This window comes from Agrococcus jenensis (assembly GCF_003752465.1).
GTDB classification, from domain to species: Bacteria; Actinomycetota; Actinomycetes; order Actinomycetales; family Microbacteriaceae; genus Agrococcus; species Agrococcus jenensis.
The window spans coordinates 402,833-417,208 of sequence record NZ_RKHJ01000001.1; the positions used below are offsets into that span (position 1 = coordinate 402,833).

At 72.7% G+C, this 14,376-nt stretch carries 13 protein-coding genes; 2 read left to right on the forward strand and 11 right to left on the reverse strand.

From position 1 onward, the window contains the following. Nucleotides 1–51: 51 nt before the first annotated feature. The 10 genes from EDD26_RS01940 to EDD26_RS01985 all read right to left on the reverse strand — a co-directional run bounded on the left by EDD26_RS01940 (nucleotide 52) and on the right by EDD26_RS01985 (nucleotide 10,069). Nucleotides 52–432 (reverse strand): SRPBCC family protein, encoded by a 381-nt coding sequence (locus EDD26_RS01940; protein WP_170165497.1) that lies wholly within the window; start codon nucleotides 430–432, stop codon nucleotides 52–54. A 29-nt stretch (nucleotides 433–461) separates the two neighbouring features. Further along, nucleotides 462–809 (reverse strand): ArsR/SmtB family transcription factor, encoded by a 348-nt coding sequence (locus EDD26_RS01945; protein ID WP_170165498.1) that lies wholly within the window; start codon nucleotides 807–809, stop codon nucleotides 462–464. A gap of 94 nt (nucleotides 810–903) precedes the next feature. After that, nucleotides 904–2,214, reverse strand: a complete 1,311-nt coding sequence (mmsB, locus tag EDD26_RS01950; RefSeq protein WP_123696173.1) for a multiple monosaccharide ABC transporter permease — start codon at nucleotides 2,212–2,214, stop codon at nucleotides 904–906. Then, on the reverse strand, nucleotides 2,198–3,724 hold the full coding sequence (gene mmsA / locus EDD26_RS01955; protein WP_123698389.1) for a multiple monosaccharide ABC transporter ATP-binding protein: 1,527 nt from the start codon (nucleotides 3,722–3,724) through the stop codon (nucleotides 2,198–2,200). Before mmsA ends, mmsB begins: the two co-directional genes overlap by 17 nt. A gap of 91 nt (nucleotides 3,725–3,815) precedes the next feature. Further along, on the reverse strand, nucleotides 3,816–4,943 hold the full coding sequence (gene chvE, locus EDD26_RS01960; protein ID WP_245989703.1) for a multiple monosaccharide ABC transporter substrate-binding protein: 1,128 nt from the start codon (nucleotides 4,941–4,943) through the stop codon (nucleotides 3,816–3,818). 74 nt (nucleotides 4,944–5,017) lie between these two features. Continuing rightward, a complete protein-coding gene (araA, locus tag EDD26_RS01965; protein WP_170165499.1) occupies nucleotides 5,018–6,538 on the reverse strand; it encodes an L-arabinose isomerase in 1,521 nt (506 codons plus the stop codon). Next, complete coding sequence (locus EDD26_RS01970) at nucleotides 6,535–7,224, reverse strand: L-ribulose-5-phosphate 4-epimerase (RefSeq protein ID WP_123696175.1); 690 nt, start codon at nucleotides 7,222–7,224, stop codon at nucleotides 6,535–6,537. Before EDD26_RS01970 ends, araA begins: the two co-directional genes overlap by 4 nt. A 126-nt stretch (nucleotides 7,225–7,350) precedes the next feature. Continuing rightward, nucleotides 7,351–8,355 (reverse strand): LacI family DNA-binding transcriptional regulator, encoded by a 1,005-nt coding sequence (locus tag EDD26_RS01975; protein ID WP_170165500.1) that lies wholly within the window; start codon nucleotides 8,353–8,355, stop codon nucleotides 7,351–7,353. A gap of 69 nt (nucleotides 8,356–8,424) precedes the next feature. Continuing rightward, complete coding sequence (locus tag EDD26_RS01980; RefSeq protein ID WP_123696177.1) at nucleotides 8,425–8,862, reverse strand: SRPBCC family protein; 438 nt, start codon at nucleotides 8,860–8,862, stop codon at nucleotides 8,425–8,427. Between the two features lie 40 nt (nucleotides 8,863–8,902). Next, nucleotides 8,903–10,069, reverse strand: a complete 1,167-nt coding sequence (locus EDD26_RS01985) for an ROK family transcriptional regulator (protein WP_123696178.1) — start codon at nucleotides 10,067–10,069, stop codon at nucleotides 8,903–8,905. A 174-nt stretch (nucleotides 10,070–10,243) separates the two neighbouring features. Between EDD26_RS01985 and xylA the strand changes: the two genes are divergently transcribed. Next, complete coding sequence (gene xylA / locus EDD26_RS01990) at nucleotides 10,244–11,434, forward strand: xylose isomerase (protein WP_123696179.1); 1,191 nt, start codon at nucleotides 10,244–10,246, stop codon at nucleotides 11,432–11,434. A gap of 7 nt (nucleotides 11,435–11,441) precedes the next feature. Next, a complete protein-coding gene (locus EDD26_RS01995; protein ID WP_123696180.1) occupies nucleotides 11,442–12,872 on the forward strand; it encodes an FGGY family carbohydrate kinase in 1,431 nt (476 codons plus the stop codon). Here the strand turns inward: EDD26_RS01995 and EDD26_RS02000 are convergent. Further along, nucleotides 12,824–14,374, reverse strand: coding sequence for a glycoside hydrolase family 43 protein (locus tag EDD26_RS02000; protein ID WP_123696181.1), 1,551 nt, complete (start codon nucleotides 14,372–14,374; stop codon nucleotides 12,824–12,826). The two genes, EDD26_RS01995 and EDD26_RS02000, sit on opposite strands and share 49 nt — an antisense overlap. Between the last annotated feature and the right edge of the window lie 2 nt (nucleotides 14,375–14,376).

Below are 14,376 nucleotides of genomic sequence, written 5' to 3' on the forward strand. Positions count from 1 at the left end.
CCAGCCTACCTCCTTAGCCGGACGAACGACTTCTGCGTGGACGAGCGGCGGTCAGGCCGACTGCGGCAGCTGGGCGAGCGTGTCGCGCCAGCCGAGCTCGTAGTCCGCGACGCCCGCCGCATCCGTCTCGTGCACGACGGTCACGGCGGTGCCGCCCGCCGCATCCGCGAAGCGCACCGTCACGGTGTCGAGCGCCTCGCCCTCGACGCCGTCGTCGATCCAGCGCCACGTGAACACGAGCAGCTCGAGCCGCTCGACCTCGAGGTACTCCCCCGTGACGCCGAAGCCGGCGTCGACGCTCTCGAACCGGTAGGCGCCGCCGACCCGCGCGTCCGCCGCGATCGTCGTGCCGGGGATGCGGTGCCACCACCAGCGCGCGATGCGCGCCGGGTCGGTCCAGGCGGCCCATGCGGTCTCGCGCGATGCCGCCACCTGCTGCGTCAGCTCGATCTGCGTCTAGGTCATGGTTGCTCCTCCTGGTCCGCGGCCGCGGGCTGCGACTCCACGTGGGCGGCGAAGTCGGCCAGCCGCGCACGCCACATCGCGCGCACGCCGGTCGCCCAGTCGGCGAGCAGGTCGAGACCGCCCGGCTCGAGCGTCACGATCGCGTGCCGGCCGACCCGGCGCTTGCGCGCGAGCCCCGCCGCCTCGAGCACGCGCACGTGCTTGTCGATCGCGGGCAGCGTCACGCCGATGAGGGCTGCGAGCTCGCTCATCGTCGCCGGGCCCTCCGCGAGCCGGCCGACGAGCAGCCGCCGCGGTGCGGACGCGATCGCGTGCGCGACGCCGTCGACGGATGACTTCACCATGTGGTGAAGTGTAGCGATCCGCACCACGGGCCCGCAAGCCCCGCGCACGACGACGGCCCCGGGCATCCGCCCGGGGCCGTCGCACGCATGCTCGTCAGCCGAGCGAGCGCGCGCGCCGCTTGTTGTAGACGTCGAACGCGACGGCCAGCAGCAGGACCATGCCCTTGATGAACTGCTGGTAGTCGGTCGAGACGCCCATGAGCGACATGCCGTTGTTGAGCACACCCATGATGAGACCACCGGTGATCGCGCCGACCACGGTGCCGATGCCGCCCTGGACGGCCGCGCCGCCGATGAACGCCGCGGCGATCGCGTCGAGCTCGAACAGGTTGCCGGCGCCGGGGCCTGCGGAGTTGAGGCGACCGGTGAACACGATGCCCGCGAGCGCCGCCAGCATGCCCATGTTCACAAAGAGCATGAAGTCGATGCGCTTCGAGCGGATGCCCGACAGGTCGGCCGCGTGCCGGTTGCCGCCGACCGCGTAGATGTGCCGGCCGAAGCGGGTGCGCTGCATCACGACCGAGTAGGCCACGATGAGCGCGCCGAGCACGATGAGCACGATCGGCGTGCCGCGCGAACCCTCGGCGATGCCGAGCAGGTACGTCAGCAGCACGATCAGCAGCGCGCCGAAGCCGGTGCGGGTCCAGAACCACCAGGCCGGCTCGCCCTCGACGCCGAGCTTGACGCGCTTGCCGCGACCGCGCAGCTGCGAGCCGACGAAGAGCACGAGCGTCAGCAGGCCGAGGCCCACCGTGATCCACTCCGCCGGGCTCGTCGAGGCCGGGAACAGCTGCGGGAACAGGTAGCCGCCGCCCAGCTGCCGGTACTCGGCGGGGAACGGGGTGATCTGCGTGTTCGAGAGCGTGATCTGCGTGAGGCCGCGGAAGATGAGCATGCCCGCGAGCGTCACGATGAACGCCGGTATCCCCACCACCGCCACCCAGAAGCCCTGCCAGGCACCCACGACCGCGCCGAGCACGATGCCGACGACGATGGCGAGCCACCACGGCCATCCCCACTGCACGACCATGACACCGGTCGCGGCGCCCACGAAGGCGGCGACCGAGCCGACCGAGAGGTCGATGTGGCCGGCGATGATGATCATCACCATGCCGATCGCGAGGATCAGGATGTAGCTGTTCTGGACGATGATGTTCGCGACGTTGCCGGCGGTGAGCAGGCGGCCGCCGGTGAGGCCCTGGAACAGCAGCACGATCACCACGAGGGCGATGAAGATGCCGATCTGCTGCACGCGCGACAGCAGGAACGATCCTGCGGTGCGCAGCGGCGAGGGGCTCAGGTCGCGGCCCGCGTCGCCGCGGGGCGCGCGCCGGCCGGCGCCGCCCGGTGCTGACGAGCCGCCGGTCGACGTGCCCTGGGTCGACGTGTCATTGGGCGAGGACATGGTCCGCCTCCTTCTCCTGGGTCATGCGCTGCATGAGCGCCTCTGGCGTCGCCTGGGCGATCGGGAACTCACCCGTCATGCGGCCCTCCGACAGCGTGTAGATGCGGTCGCAGATGCCGAGCAGCTCGGGGAGCTCGGACGAGATGACGATCACCGCCTTCCCGGCGGCGGCGAGCTGGTTGATGATCGTGTAGATCTCGTACTTGGCGCCCACGTCGATGCCGCGGGTCGGCTCGTCGAGGATGAGCACCTCTGGGTCGGTGAAGAGCCACTTCGACAGCACGACCTTCTGCTGGTTGCCGCCCGAGAGCTTGCCGACGACCGCGTTCACGGTCGGCGTCTTGATGCGCATGCTCTTGCGGTAGCCCTCGGCGACGATGATCTCCTGCTCCCCGTCGACGAGCACGCGCTTCACGAGCTTGTCGAGGGCGGCGGCGGAGATGTTGCGCTTGATGTCCTCGATGAGGTTGAGGCCGTACATCTTGCGGTCCTCGGTCGCGTACGCGAGGCCGGCGCGGATGGCGGCCGGCACGCTGCGCACGTCGATCGGCTTGCCGTGCAGGTAGGCGGTGCCGGTGATGTGCGAGCCGTAGGAGCGCCCGAAGACGCTCATCGCGAGCTCGGTGCGGCCCGCGCCCATGAGGCCGGCGATGCCGACGACCTCGCCGGCACGCACGGACAGGTTCGCGTCGTGGATCATCACGCGGTTGGCCTCGGTCGGGTGGTGCACCCGCCAGTCCTCGATGCGGAAGACCTCGTCGCCGATCGTCACGTCGCGGTCGGGGTAGCGCGACTCGAGGTCGCGGCCCACCATGCCCTTGATGATGCGGTCCTCGGTCACGTCGTGGGTCACGAGCGTCTCGATCGTCCGGCCGTCGCGGATGACCGTGACCTTGTCGGCGATCGCCTTGATCTCGTTCAGCTTGTGGCTGATGATGATCGACGTGATGCCCTGCTGCTGCAGGTGGCGGATGAGGTCGAGCAGGTGGGCGGAGTCCTCGTCGTTGAGCGCCGCGGTGGGCTCGTCGAGGATGAGCAGCTTCACGTCCTTGGAGAGCGCCTTCGCGATCTCGACGAGCTGCTGCTTGCCGACGCCGACCTCGTTGGCGCGCACGGCCGGGTTGTCGCCCAGGCCGACGCGCGCGAGCAGCTTCTGCGCCTCGGTGTTCGTGGCGTGCCAGTCGATGAGGCCGCCGCGGCCGACGCGCTCGTTGCCGAGGAAGATGTTCTCGGCGAGCGACAGGTGGGGGCTGAGGGCGAGCTCCTGGTGGATGATCACGATGCCCTTGTGCTCCGAGTCGCTGATCGACCGGAACTGCACCGGCTCCGCCTCGAACACGATCTCGCCGTCGTAGGTGCCGTGCGGGTACACACCCGACAGCACCTTCATGAGCGTCGACTTGCCCGCGCCGTTCTCGCCGCAGATCGCGTGGACCTCGCCGCGCTCGACGGTGAGGTTGACGTCGGAGAGGGCCTTGACGCCCGGGAACTCCTTGGTGATGCCGCGCATCTCGAGGATCGCCGTCACAGCGCCCCTCCTTCCGTTCCGATGCCGATGGGTGATGGTGCGGGGCGGGGGCTCTCGCCCCCGCCCCGGGCCGTCAGGAGAGCTCGTCCTCGGTGTAGTACTCCGAGTCGATGAGCACTTCCTCGTAGTTGTCGACCGTCACGATGGTCGACTCGAGGAGGTACGACGGCACGATGTGGTCGCCGTTGTCGTAGGTCTCCGTGTCGTTGACCTCCGGCTCCTCGCCGTGCAGGATCGAGTCGACCATGGTCACGGCCTGCTCGGCGAGCAGTCGCGTGTCCTTGAAGATCGTCGAGTACTGCTCGCCAGCGATGATCGACTGCACCGAGCCGACCTCAGCGTCCTGGCCGGTGATGACCGGCAGGGCGTCGGTCGAGTAGCCACCCGACGTGAGCGCCGAGATGATGCCGATCGAGAGGCCGTCGTAGGGCGAGAGCACGCCGTCGAGCTTCGTGTCGCCGATGACGGTGAGGATGTTCTCCATGCGCTCCTGCGCCGTCTCGGGCAGCCAGCGGAGGATCGCCGCCTGCTCGAAGTCGACCTGGCCGCTGGGGACCACGAGCACGCCCTCGTCGATCAGGGGCTGCAGGACGCTCATCGCGCCCTCCCAGAAGAACGTGGCGTTGTTGTCGTCCGGGCTGCCGGCGAAGAGCTCGACGTTGAGCGGGCCAGCCTCGTCGGTGCGCTCGCCGCTCTCGTCCACCAGGCCGAGACCGGTCAGCAGGCTCGTCGCCTGCTGCACGCCCACCTGGAAGTTGTCGAAGGTCGTGTAGTAGTCGACGTTCGGGCTGCCGTTGATGAGGCGGTCGTAGGCGATGACCGGGATGCCCGCGTCGCCGGCCTGCGCCAGCACGTCGGTGAGGGTCGTGCCGTCGATCGAGGCGATGATCAGGGCCTCAGCGCCCGAGGAGATCATGTTCTCGATCTGCGAGACCTGCGTGGGGATGTCGTCGTTCGCGTACTGCAGGTCGACGGTGTAGCCCATCTCCTCCAGCTGCGAGCGGACGTTGTCGCCGTCGGCGATCCAGCGCTCCGACTGCTGCGTCGGCATGGCCACGCCGACGATCTGGCCGGTGCCGCCGGGCTCCTGTGCCCCGTCGGACGCAGCCGGCTCTGCGGTGCCGCCACGGCCGCAGCCGGTCGCGACGAGCGCGATCACGCCTGCAGCGGCGACAGCGCCGAGGATGCGGTGCTTCTTCACTGTGGTTCCTTTCATGGGGTGCCGCGATGCGGCGGGTTGGTGCGACCGGGACGGCCGCGGCAAGGGTCGGGGCGTCAGCCGAGGCCCTGTGCGAGTCGGTGGTAGGCGGCGTTCCAGCGCACCTCGCGCTCGAAGCCGTCCTTCGTGGTGGTCTCGTCGATGGCGAGGAACTCGATGCCGGACTGGCGGGCGAACTCGCGGAAGGCGTCGATGCCGACCTGCGTCGACATGACGGTGTGATGGGCGGCGCCGGCGGTGAGCCAGGCGGTGGCGGAGGTCGCCAGGTCCGGCGCGGGGCGCCACACGGCGTGCCCGACCGGGAGCTTCGGCATCGGCTGCGGCAGCGCGACGTTCTCGACCGCGTTGGCGGTCATCCGGAACCGCTCGCGCATGTCGCTGAGCGCGACGACGACGGCCGGGCCGGCGTCGGCCGTGAAGACGAGCCGTACCGGGTCGTCCTTGCCGCCGATGCCGAGCGGGTGCACCTCGAGTCGCGGGCGCGAGGTCGTGAGGCTGGGGCTCACCTCGAGCATGTGCGCGCCCAGGATCACCTCCTCGCCCTCGACCAGGTGGTACGTGTAGTCCTCCATGAGGCTCGCGCCGCCCGGCAGCCCGGCGCCCATGTGCGCGGCCGCGTGCACGAGGATCGCCGTCTTCCAGTCGCCCTCCGCGCCGAAGCCGTAGCCGTCGGCCATCAGGCGCTGCACCGCGAGCCCGGGCAGCTGCGGCAGCGAGCCGAGGTCCTCGAAGCTGGTCGTGAAGGCGCCGAATCCGCCGGCCTCGAGGAAGTCGCGCAGGCCCACCTCGATGCGGGCGCCGTCGCGCAGCGACTCGTGCCGCTCACCACCGGGGAGCAGCTCGTCGGCGACGTCGTAGCTCGCGACGTACTCGTCGACGAGCGCGGCGACCGCGGCGTCGTCGGCCGCGGCGACGGCATCCGCGAGCTCGTTGACGCCCCACGTGTTGATCTGGGTGCCGAGGCGGATCTCGGCCTCGGTCTTGTCGCCCTCGGTGACGGCGACGAATCGCATGTTGTCGCCGAAGCGCGCGACCTTGAGCGAGCGCACGGCGGCGGTGCCGAGCGCGGCGCGCGACCAGGTGCCGATCTCGGCGCGGACGCGGGGCGCCGAGGCGTGGCCCACGACGATCGTGCGCGGCACGCCGAGGCGCGCGGCGAGGTAGCCGAACTCGCGGTCGCCGTGCGCCGCCTGGTTCAGGTTCATGAAGTCGAAGTCGATCTCGTCCCACGGCAGCGCCACGTTGTGCTGCGTGTGCAGGTGCAGCATCGGCTTCGCGAGCGCCTCGAGGCCGGCGATCCACATCTTCGCCGGGCTGAAGGTGTGCATCCAGGCGATCACGCCGACCACGGAGTCGTCGGCGTTCGCCTCGAGCGCGGCGCGGCGGATCGCGTCCTGCGAGGTCAGCACCGGGCGCCACTCGACCGTCACGGGGATCTCGTCGGCGTCCGCGAGGAGCGCCGCGACCTCCTGCGACTGGGCCGCGACCTGCGCGAGCGTCTCCTCGCCGTACAGCCCCTGGCTGCCGGTGAGGAACCAGACGGTCCGCGTCGTCGGGTCGGGGATGATGCTGGTCACTCGGGAGCCTCCTGCTGGCCGTAGACGTGCTGGTAGCGGTCGAACAGCGCGTCGATCGCCGCCGGGTCGATGGGGATCGTCGCGCCGCCCTGCCGGGCGAGGTGCATCGTGCGCGCGACGTCCTCGCACATGACGGCGGCCTTGACGGCGTCGCGTGCGTCGCTCCCGATCGTGAAGGGGCCGTGGTTCTGCATGAGCACAGCGCGCGACCGGTGGTCGGTGAGCGTCTCGACGATGCCGCGGCCGATCGAGTCGTCGCCGATGATCGCGAACGGGCCGACGGGGATCTCGCCGCCGAACTCGTCGGCCATCGCGGTGATGTGGCACGGGATCGACTCGCCGCGCGCGGCCCACGCGGTCGCGTAGGTCGAGTGCGTGTGGACGACGCCGCCCACCTCGGGCATGTGCCGGTAGACGTAGGCGTGCGCCGCGGTGTCGCTCGAGGGCGATCGCTCGGAGCCCTCGCTGCCCGGGACGACGACGCCGTCGAGGTCGCACAGGATCATCGACGCGGGCGTCAGGTCGTCGTAGTCGACGCCCGACGGCTTGATGACGAAGAGGTCCTCCCCCGGCACCCGGCCAGAGACGTTGCCGCCGGTCCAGACGACCAGGCCGTACCGGACGAGCTCCGCGTGCAGCGCGGCGACCTGCTCGCGCACAGCAGCGACCGCGTCATCTCGGCTCATTCCCATGGGACTCCGTCGTCTCGTGCGGCCGATGCCGCGATGCAATGGGTGACACTGTATGCGAAACGGTCACATGCATGCCAATCCGTGGCCGAACCGTGACCTTCGGCGTGGCGGCGCTGCGGATCAGGGGCGAGCGACCGACGCGCGGGTCACGAGCACGGGCGGGATCCGCAGGTGCACGAGCCCCGCGCGCCCCTCGAGGTCGTCGAGCAGCACGCGCATCGCGGCTGCGCCGACCTGCTCGAACTCCTGCCGCACGGTCGTGAGCGGCGTGGGGAAGTGGGCCGCCTCCGGCACGTCGTCGAAGCCGACGATCGACACGTCGCCCGGCACGTCGAGGCCCGCGTCGCGGCACGCGTGCATGAGGCCGAGCGCCATCTGGTCGTTGCCGACCACGATCCCCGTGGCCCCGAGCGCAAGCACGCGCGCCCCGACCGCGTGGCCCGAGTCGGGCGTCCAGTCGCCCTCGACCGTGCCGACGAGCTCGAGGCCGAGCTCCGCGATGCGCTCCTCCGTGCCCGACGTGCGCGCGGTCGCGTCGATCGAGCCGCTCGGCCCGCACAGCTGGGCGATGCGCCGGTGACCGAGGCTCGCGAGGTGGTCGATCGCCATCCGCGCGCCGAGCCGCTGGTCGATGGCGACGCTGTGCCCGGATGCGAGGCCGGTCGGCTCCAGGGTGACGTAGGGCACCTCGACGCGCAGCTGCGCGAGCGCCTCGAGCATCGCGGTCTCGGCGACCGAGACGACGAGCGCGTCGACGCTCGTCTCCCGCAGGAACGTGACGCCCGCCGCCAGGTCCTCGACGCTGCCGGTGGCCGCGTTCGTGAGCGCGATCCGGTACCCGGCGTCGCGCGCCGCCATCTCGATCGCGATCTGCTGCGCCTGCGGCCCGTAGTGGGTCGTGGGGAGCGTGAGGAGCCCGATCGTCTGCGAGCTGCGGCGCACGAGCGCGCGCGCCGCGGCGTTCGGCCGGTAGCCGAGCTCGACGATGGCCGCCTCGATCCGCGCGAGGGTCTCGGGGCGGATGTTGGGGTGCCGGTTCAGCGCGCGCGAGACCGTCTGATAGCTGACCCCGGCGACCGCCGCGACGTCGCGGATGTTCGGTCGCCTCCGCTCTCCGGACGCCATCGCCCCTCCGCTCGCTGCATGCTGAGCCCCAAGCATGGCACGAAGTGACCGTTTCGCATCCGGTCGCGATCAGTCGTCGAGCAGCTCCTCCAGCCGCGTGAGGATGTCGCTCCAGCCCTGCTCGAGCTGCTCGAGCTCGTCCGCGGGCCCGGTCTGCGTCACCCGCACGAGCGTGCCGCCGTCGAGCTCCTCGAGCTCGACGGTGACGAGCTGCGTGGCGGCGGTGCCGTCGCCGCCGAGCCAGTCCCACGTCTGCACGATGCGCTCCCCCTCGAGCAGCTCGACGTACGTGCCCTGCACGCCGATGCCGCCCTCGGCCGTGCGGATGCGGTACCAGCCGCCCTCCTGGGCGTCGACCTCGTAGCGCGTGTCGTCGAACTGGGGCCACCACCACTGCCGCAGGCCGTCGGCGGTGGTCCAGAGCGCCCACACCGCGTCGGTCGTCGCGGCGACGAAGCCGGTCACCTCGACCCGCTGCCCGCCGTCGTGCTCGCTGTCGAGTGCCATGCCGCAACGCTAGCCGCACTCGGCTCCGCGCCGTCGCGCGTCACGCGCCGAGCGGATCCTCGAGGAGCCCGCGGAGCGCGAGCTGCGCGGCGCCGATGAGCAGCCGGTCCTCGCCGAGCGCGCCGCGCACCACCACGAGCGACTCGGCGATGGGCGGCATGAGCTGGGCGCGGAGCGCCGCGAGCAGCGTCTCGGGCTGCTCCGCGAAGAGCGCGCCGAGGAACCCGCCGAGCACGACCGCCTCGGGGTCGAACGCGTTGACCGCGTTCCGCAGCCCGGTCGCGAGCCGCCGCAGCTGCTCGGCGACGAAGGCGTCGACCTCCGGGCTCGCCGCTTCCCGGAGCGCCGCGCTCACGTCGGGCAGGTCGAGGCGGTCGCGGCCGAGGACGTCGAGCAGCAGGTCGAAGCGCACCTCGGTCTCGAGGCATCCCGTCGCGCCGCAGCGGCAGCGCGCGCCGCGCGGGTCGACGAGCGTGTGGCCGAGCTCGGCCGCGAAGCCGTGCGCGCTCGCCGGCGCCGTGCCGCCGAGGCGCACGCCGGAGCCGATGCCGGAGGGGCCGCCGTGGAGGTAGACGAGGCTCGACAGGCCCCGGCCGGCGCCGAACGTCGACTCCGCTGCGGCGCCGAGGTTCGCGTCGTTGTCGGCGAACGCGGGCAGGCCGGTGCGGTCGGCGAGCAGGCGGGCGATCGGCTCGTCGACCCAGCCCGCGTGCGGCACCATCCGCACGAGCCCGTCGGCGGCGCTCACGAGCCCTGGCACCGCAGCGCCGATGCCGAGCACGCGGGCGCCCGTGAGCGCCGGCGCGAGCGAGTCGACGAGCCTGCCGACGATCTCGACCGTCGCCGCCGCCGAGGGCTCGGCCTCGTACTCGTGGCGGATGCGGTGCGCGACGGCGCCGTCGAGCCCCACGACCGCGACCGTCACGGCGTCGGCCTCGACGCCGGTGCCGATCGCCACGACGTCGGCCGAGGCGTGCACGACGGGCGACGGCCTGCCGACGCCGCCCGTGCCGGTCGGGTCGCGCTCGACGACGAGCCCCGCCTCCTCGAGCGAGGCCACGAGGTCGGCGATCGTCGAGCGGCTCAGGCCCGTGCGGCGCGTGAGCGCGGCGCGCGACGCCGCGCCCTCCTCGTGCACGAGCCGCAGCACGCGCGAGAGGTTGGCGCGGCGCAGCTCGCGCGAACCGGTGTGCGCCTGCGTGCTCATGTCGCTCCTTCGGAGTCGGGCCGCTCGCATGCTACGGCTGCGCGTCGGGTAGCACGTGGTGCGCGCGGCTCGTCCTGCTGATATGTTTCCGTCCAGAACATTCTAGTCGTCGACGCTGACGGTCCTGGCCCGAGGCGCGACGCATCCTGCAACGCAGCACGGAAGGCATCCCTCATGGCCACGACCCCCACCCCCGACGACCGCTTCTCCTTCGGCCTCTGGACCGTCGGTTGGACGGGCAACGACCCGTTCGGCCCGCCGACCCGCCCCGACCTCGACGTCGTGGAGGCCGTCGAGCGCCTCGCGGGCCTCGGCGCGTGGGGGCTCACGTTCCACGACGACGACCTGTTCCCCTTCGGCTCGAGCGACGCCGAGCGGCAGCACCAGATCGATCGGCTCCGCGGCGCGCTCGACGACACCGGTCTCGTCGTGCCCATGGTGACGACGAACCTGTTCTCGCACCCCGTCTTCAAGGACGGCGGCTTCACGAGCAACGACCGCTCGGTCCGCCGCTTCGCGCTGCGCAAGGTGCTGCGCAACATCGACCTCGCCGCCGAGCTCGGCGCGCAGACCTTCGTCATGTGGGGTGGCCGCGAAGGCGCCGAGTACGACTCCGCGAAGGACGTGCAGGCCGCGCTCGCCCGCTACCGCGAGGCCGTGAACCTGCTCTCGGAGCACGTCGTCGAGCGCGGCTACGACATGCGCTTCGCGATCGAGCCGAAGCCGAACGAGCCGCGCGGCGACATCCTGCTGCCGACGCTCGGGCACGCGCTCGCCTTCATCGCGACGCTCGACCGGCCCGACCTCGTCGGGGTCAACCCCGAGGTGGGGCACGAGCAGATGGCCGGTCTCAACTTCACCGCCGGCATCGCGCAGGCGCTCGAGCACGGCAAGCTCTTCCACATCGACCTCAACGGGCAGCGCGGCATCAAGTTCGACCAGGACCTCGTCTTCGGCCACGGAGACCTGTTCAACGCGTTCTCGCTCGTCGACCTGCTCGAGCACGGCTCGCCGACCGGCGGCCCCGCCTACGACGGACCGCGGCACTTCGACTACAAGCCGTCGCGCACCGAGGACTACGACGGCGTGTGGGCGTCGGCCGCCGCGAACATGCGCAACTACCTGCTGCTCAAGGAGCGAGCCCAGGCGTTCCGCGCCGACCCCGAGGTGCAGGCCGCGCTCTCGGCCGCGAAGGTCGACGAGCTGCGCACCCCGACGCTCGCCGAGGGCGAGTCGATCGCCGACCTCGTCGCCGACCGCAGCGCGTTCGAGGACTTCGACGCCGAGGCCTACTTCGGCGGCAAGGGCGCCGGCTTCGTGCACCTGCAGCAGCTGGCGACCGAGCACCTGCTCGGCGCGCGCTGACCGGCGCATGACCCTCGTCGCGGGCGTCGACTCCTCGACGCAGTCGTGCAAGGTCGTCGTCCGCGACCTCGAGAGCGGGGCGACGGTGCGCGCGGGTCGCGCGCCGCACCCCGACGGCACGGCCGTCGACCCCGAGCGGTGGTGGCAGGCGCTGCTCGCCGCGGTCGCAGACGCCGGCGGCCTCGACGACGTCACCGCCATCTCGGTCGGGGCGCAGCAGCACGGCATGGTCGCGCTCGACGACCGCGGCGAGCCCGTCTTCGACGCGCTGCTGTGGAACGACGTGCGCTCCGCGGCCGCGGCCGCCGCGCTCGTCGACGAGCTCGGCGCCGAGGCGCTCGCGCGGCGCACCGGCGTCGTGCCGGTCGCGTCGTTCACGATCGCGAAGGCGCGCTGGCTCGCCGATGCGCACCCCGAGCTCGCGGCGCGCGTCGCCGCGATCGCGCTCCCCCACGACTGGCTCACCTGGCGGCTGCGGGGCTTCGGCCCCGCAGCCCCCGAGCTGTCGGCGCTCACGACCGACGCCTCCGACGCCTCCGGCACCGGCTGGACGACGGTCGACGGGGAGCACGACCGCGCGCTGCTCGGCGCAGCGCTCCGCCGCGACGCGAGCGACGTGGTGGTGCCGCGCGTGCTGCCGGCCGGAGCGACCGCGGGGGTCACCGCAGCGCATCCCGGCATCCCGCCGGGGCTCGTGATCGGCGTCGGCTGCGGCGACAACGCCGGCGCCGCGCTGGGCCTCGGCGCGGCCGAGGGCGACGTGATCGTGTCGCTCGGCACCTCGGGCGTCGTGACGGCCGTGACGCGCGCGTTCGCCCCGGATGCGACGGGCACCGTCGCCGGCTTCGCCGACGCCTCCGGGCTGCGGCTGCCGCTCGTCGCGACGCTCAACGCGGCGCGCGTGCTCGACGCCGCGGCGCGCCTGCTCGGCGTCGACCACGCGACGCTCGGCGAGCTGGCGCTCGCCGCGCCCGCCGGCGCCGACGGCCTGGTGCTGCGGCCCTACCTGGAGGGCGAGCGCACGCCGAACCTGCCGACCGCGACCGCGACCCTGTACGGCATGACGAGCCGCTCGCTCACGCGCGAGGGGTTCGCGCGCGCATCGATCGAGGGCATGGTGTGCGGGCTCGCCGACGGGCTCGACGCGCTCGAGCGGCTCGGCGTGGAGCCCCGCCGCGTGCTGCTCATCGGCGGCGCGGCGCAGTCGCCCGCCGTGCAGCGCATCGCTGCCGCGGTGCTCGGCCGGCCGGTCGCCGTGCCGACGCCGGGCGAGTACGTCGCCGCCGGCGCGGCGGTGCAGGCGGCGTGGGCGCTCACGGGCTCGCGGCCGTCCTGGGCCGTCGAGGCAACGACCGTCGTCGAGCAGCCGCGGCCGGAGGTGCGCGCGGCCTACGCCGCGACGCCCGCCGACCCGATCGGCGACGCGGCCGGCCGGTAGTCGAGCGCCCCGAAGCGGGCCTCGGCACCGGCCACGCCGACGGCGGCGATGCCGATCCAGACGCCGAGGAAGCCGCCGGTCGCGGCCGTGTCGAGCGTGCGGGCGTCGACGGTCGCGACCACGTCGCCGTCGACGAGCAGCCGGTAGTCGCTGCCGCGCGCCCGCACGCCAAGCAGCGCTGCGCCGGCGTCGAGGTCGACGGCGCCGACCTCGGTCTCCTCGCCCGCGCGGCGGTGCACCGCGCGCACGCGCGACCCTGTTCCGCGCGGCTCGACGAGCAGCGCGACGTGGTCGTCCTCCGACTGGCGCAGCACGAGGCCGGCGGCGGCGCCGTCGGCGACGTGCTCGACCCGCACCGTGACGTCGAGCTCCCGGTGCTGCTGCCGCACGCCCAGGAAGGCGGGGGTGCCGGGGTCGCCGAGGCCGTCCTGGGTGGCCCGCAGCGACCAGCCCTCGCCGTCGGGCGTCGCGAACGGCGCGGCGAAGCCGCGCACGCTCGTCCAGCGCGGATCCTCGGGCGCGACGGCGCCCGCCGAGCGCGAGTCGGGCTGCCAGACGCCAGGCGTCAGCGCCACGCCGAGCTCGACCGTGGCAGGCACGCGCCCCTCCCCGGGCGCGAAGACCGGCCAGCCGTCCTGCCACTCGACGGGGCACAGGAAGGTCTCCCGGCCGAGCGGGTGCCGGTGCCCGTCGTATGGGCGGGTGCCGAGCAGCACCGCCCACCAGCGCCCGTCCGGTGCCTGGACGAGGTCGGCGTGGCCGACAGCCTGCACCTCGGCGCCGTGCCCGAGCTGCCGGTGCGTGAGCACGGGGTTGGCGGGCGAACCGACGAACGGGCCGGTCGGGTGCTCCGCGCGCGCGATGCACACCGCGTGCTCGAACGCGGTGCCGCCCTCTGCGGCGAGCAGGTAGCACGTGCCGTCGATGCGCAGCAGGTGCGGGCCCTCGGCCCACACGGCGCCGCGCACGGCTCCGGTCCACACGACGTGCTCCTCGCCGACGAGCCGCCCCTCGTCGAGCGAGAGCTCACGCACCCAGACCTCGGTCTGGTGGTGCCACTCGGGCTCGGCGACGAGGCGCGTGCCGTGCATCCACGCCCGGCCGTCGTCGTCGAACAGCAGCGACGGGTCGATGCCTGCCACGTCGATCCAGATCGGGTCGCTCCAGGGGCCGGCCGCGTCGTCGGCGGTGACGAGGAACGTGCCGCCGCGCTCGCCGTCCGCGGGGTCGACGAGCGTCGTGACGATCCAGAACCGCTCGCCGTCGTGCCGGATCGTCGGCGCGAAGATGCCGCCGGACGAGCGGATGCCGGCCAGGTCGACCATCCCGGGCCGGTCGAGCACGTGGCCGATCGTCTCCCAGGTCGCGAGGTCGCGCGACCGCATCACCGGCATGCCGGGCAGCAGCTCGAACGTGGACGTGACGAGGTAGTGCCACTCCCCCACGCGGCAGATCGAGGGGTCGGGGAAGCAGCCCGGCAGGATCGGGTTCGCGACCGGCACGC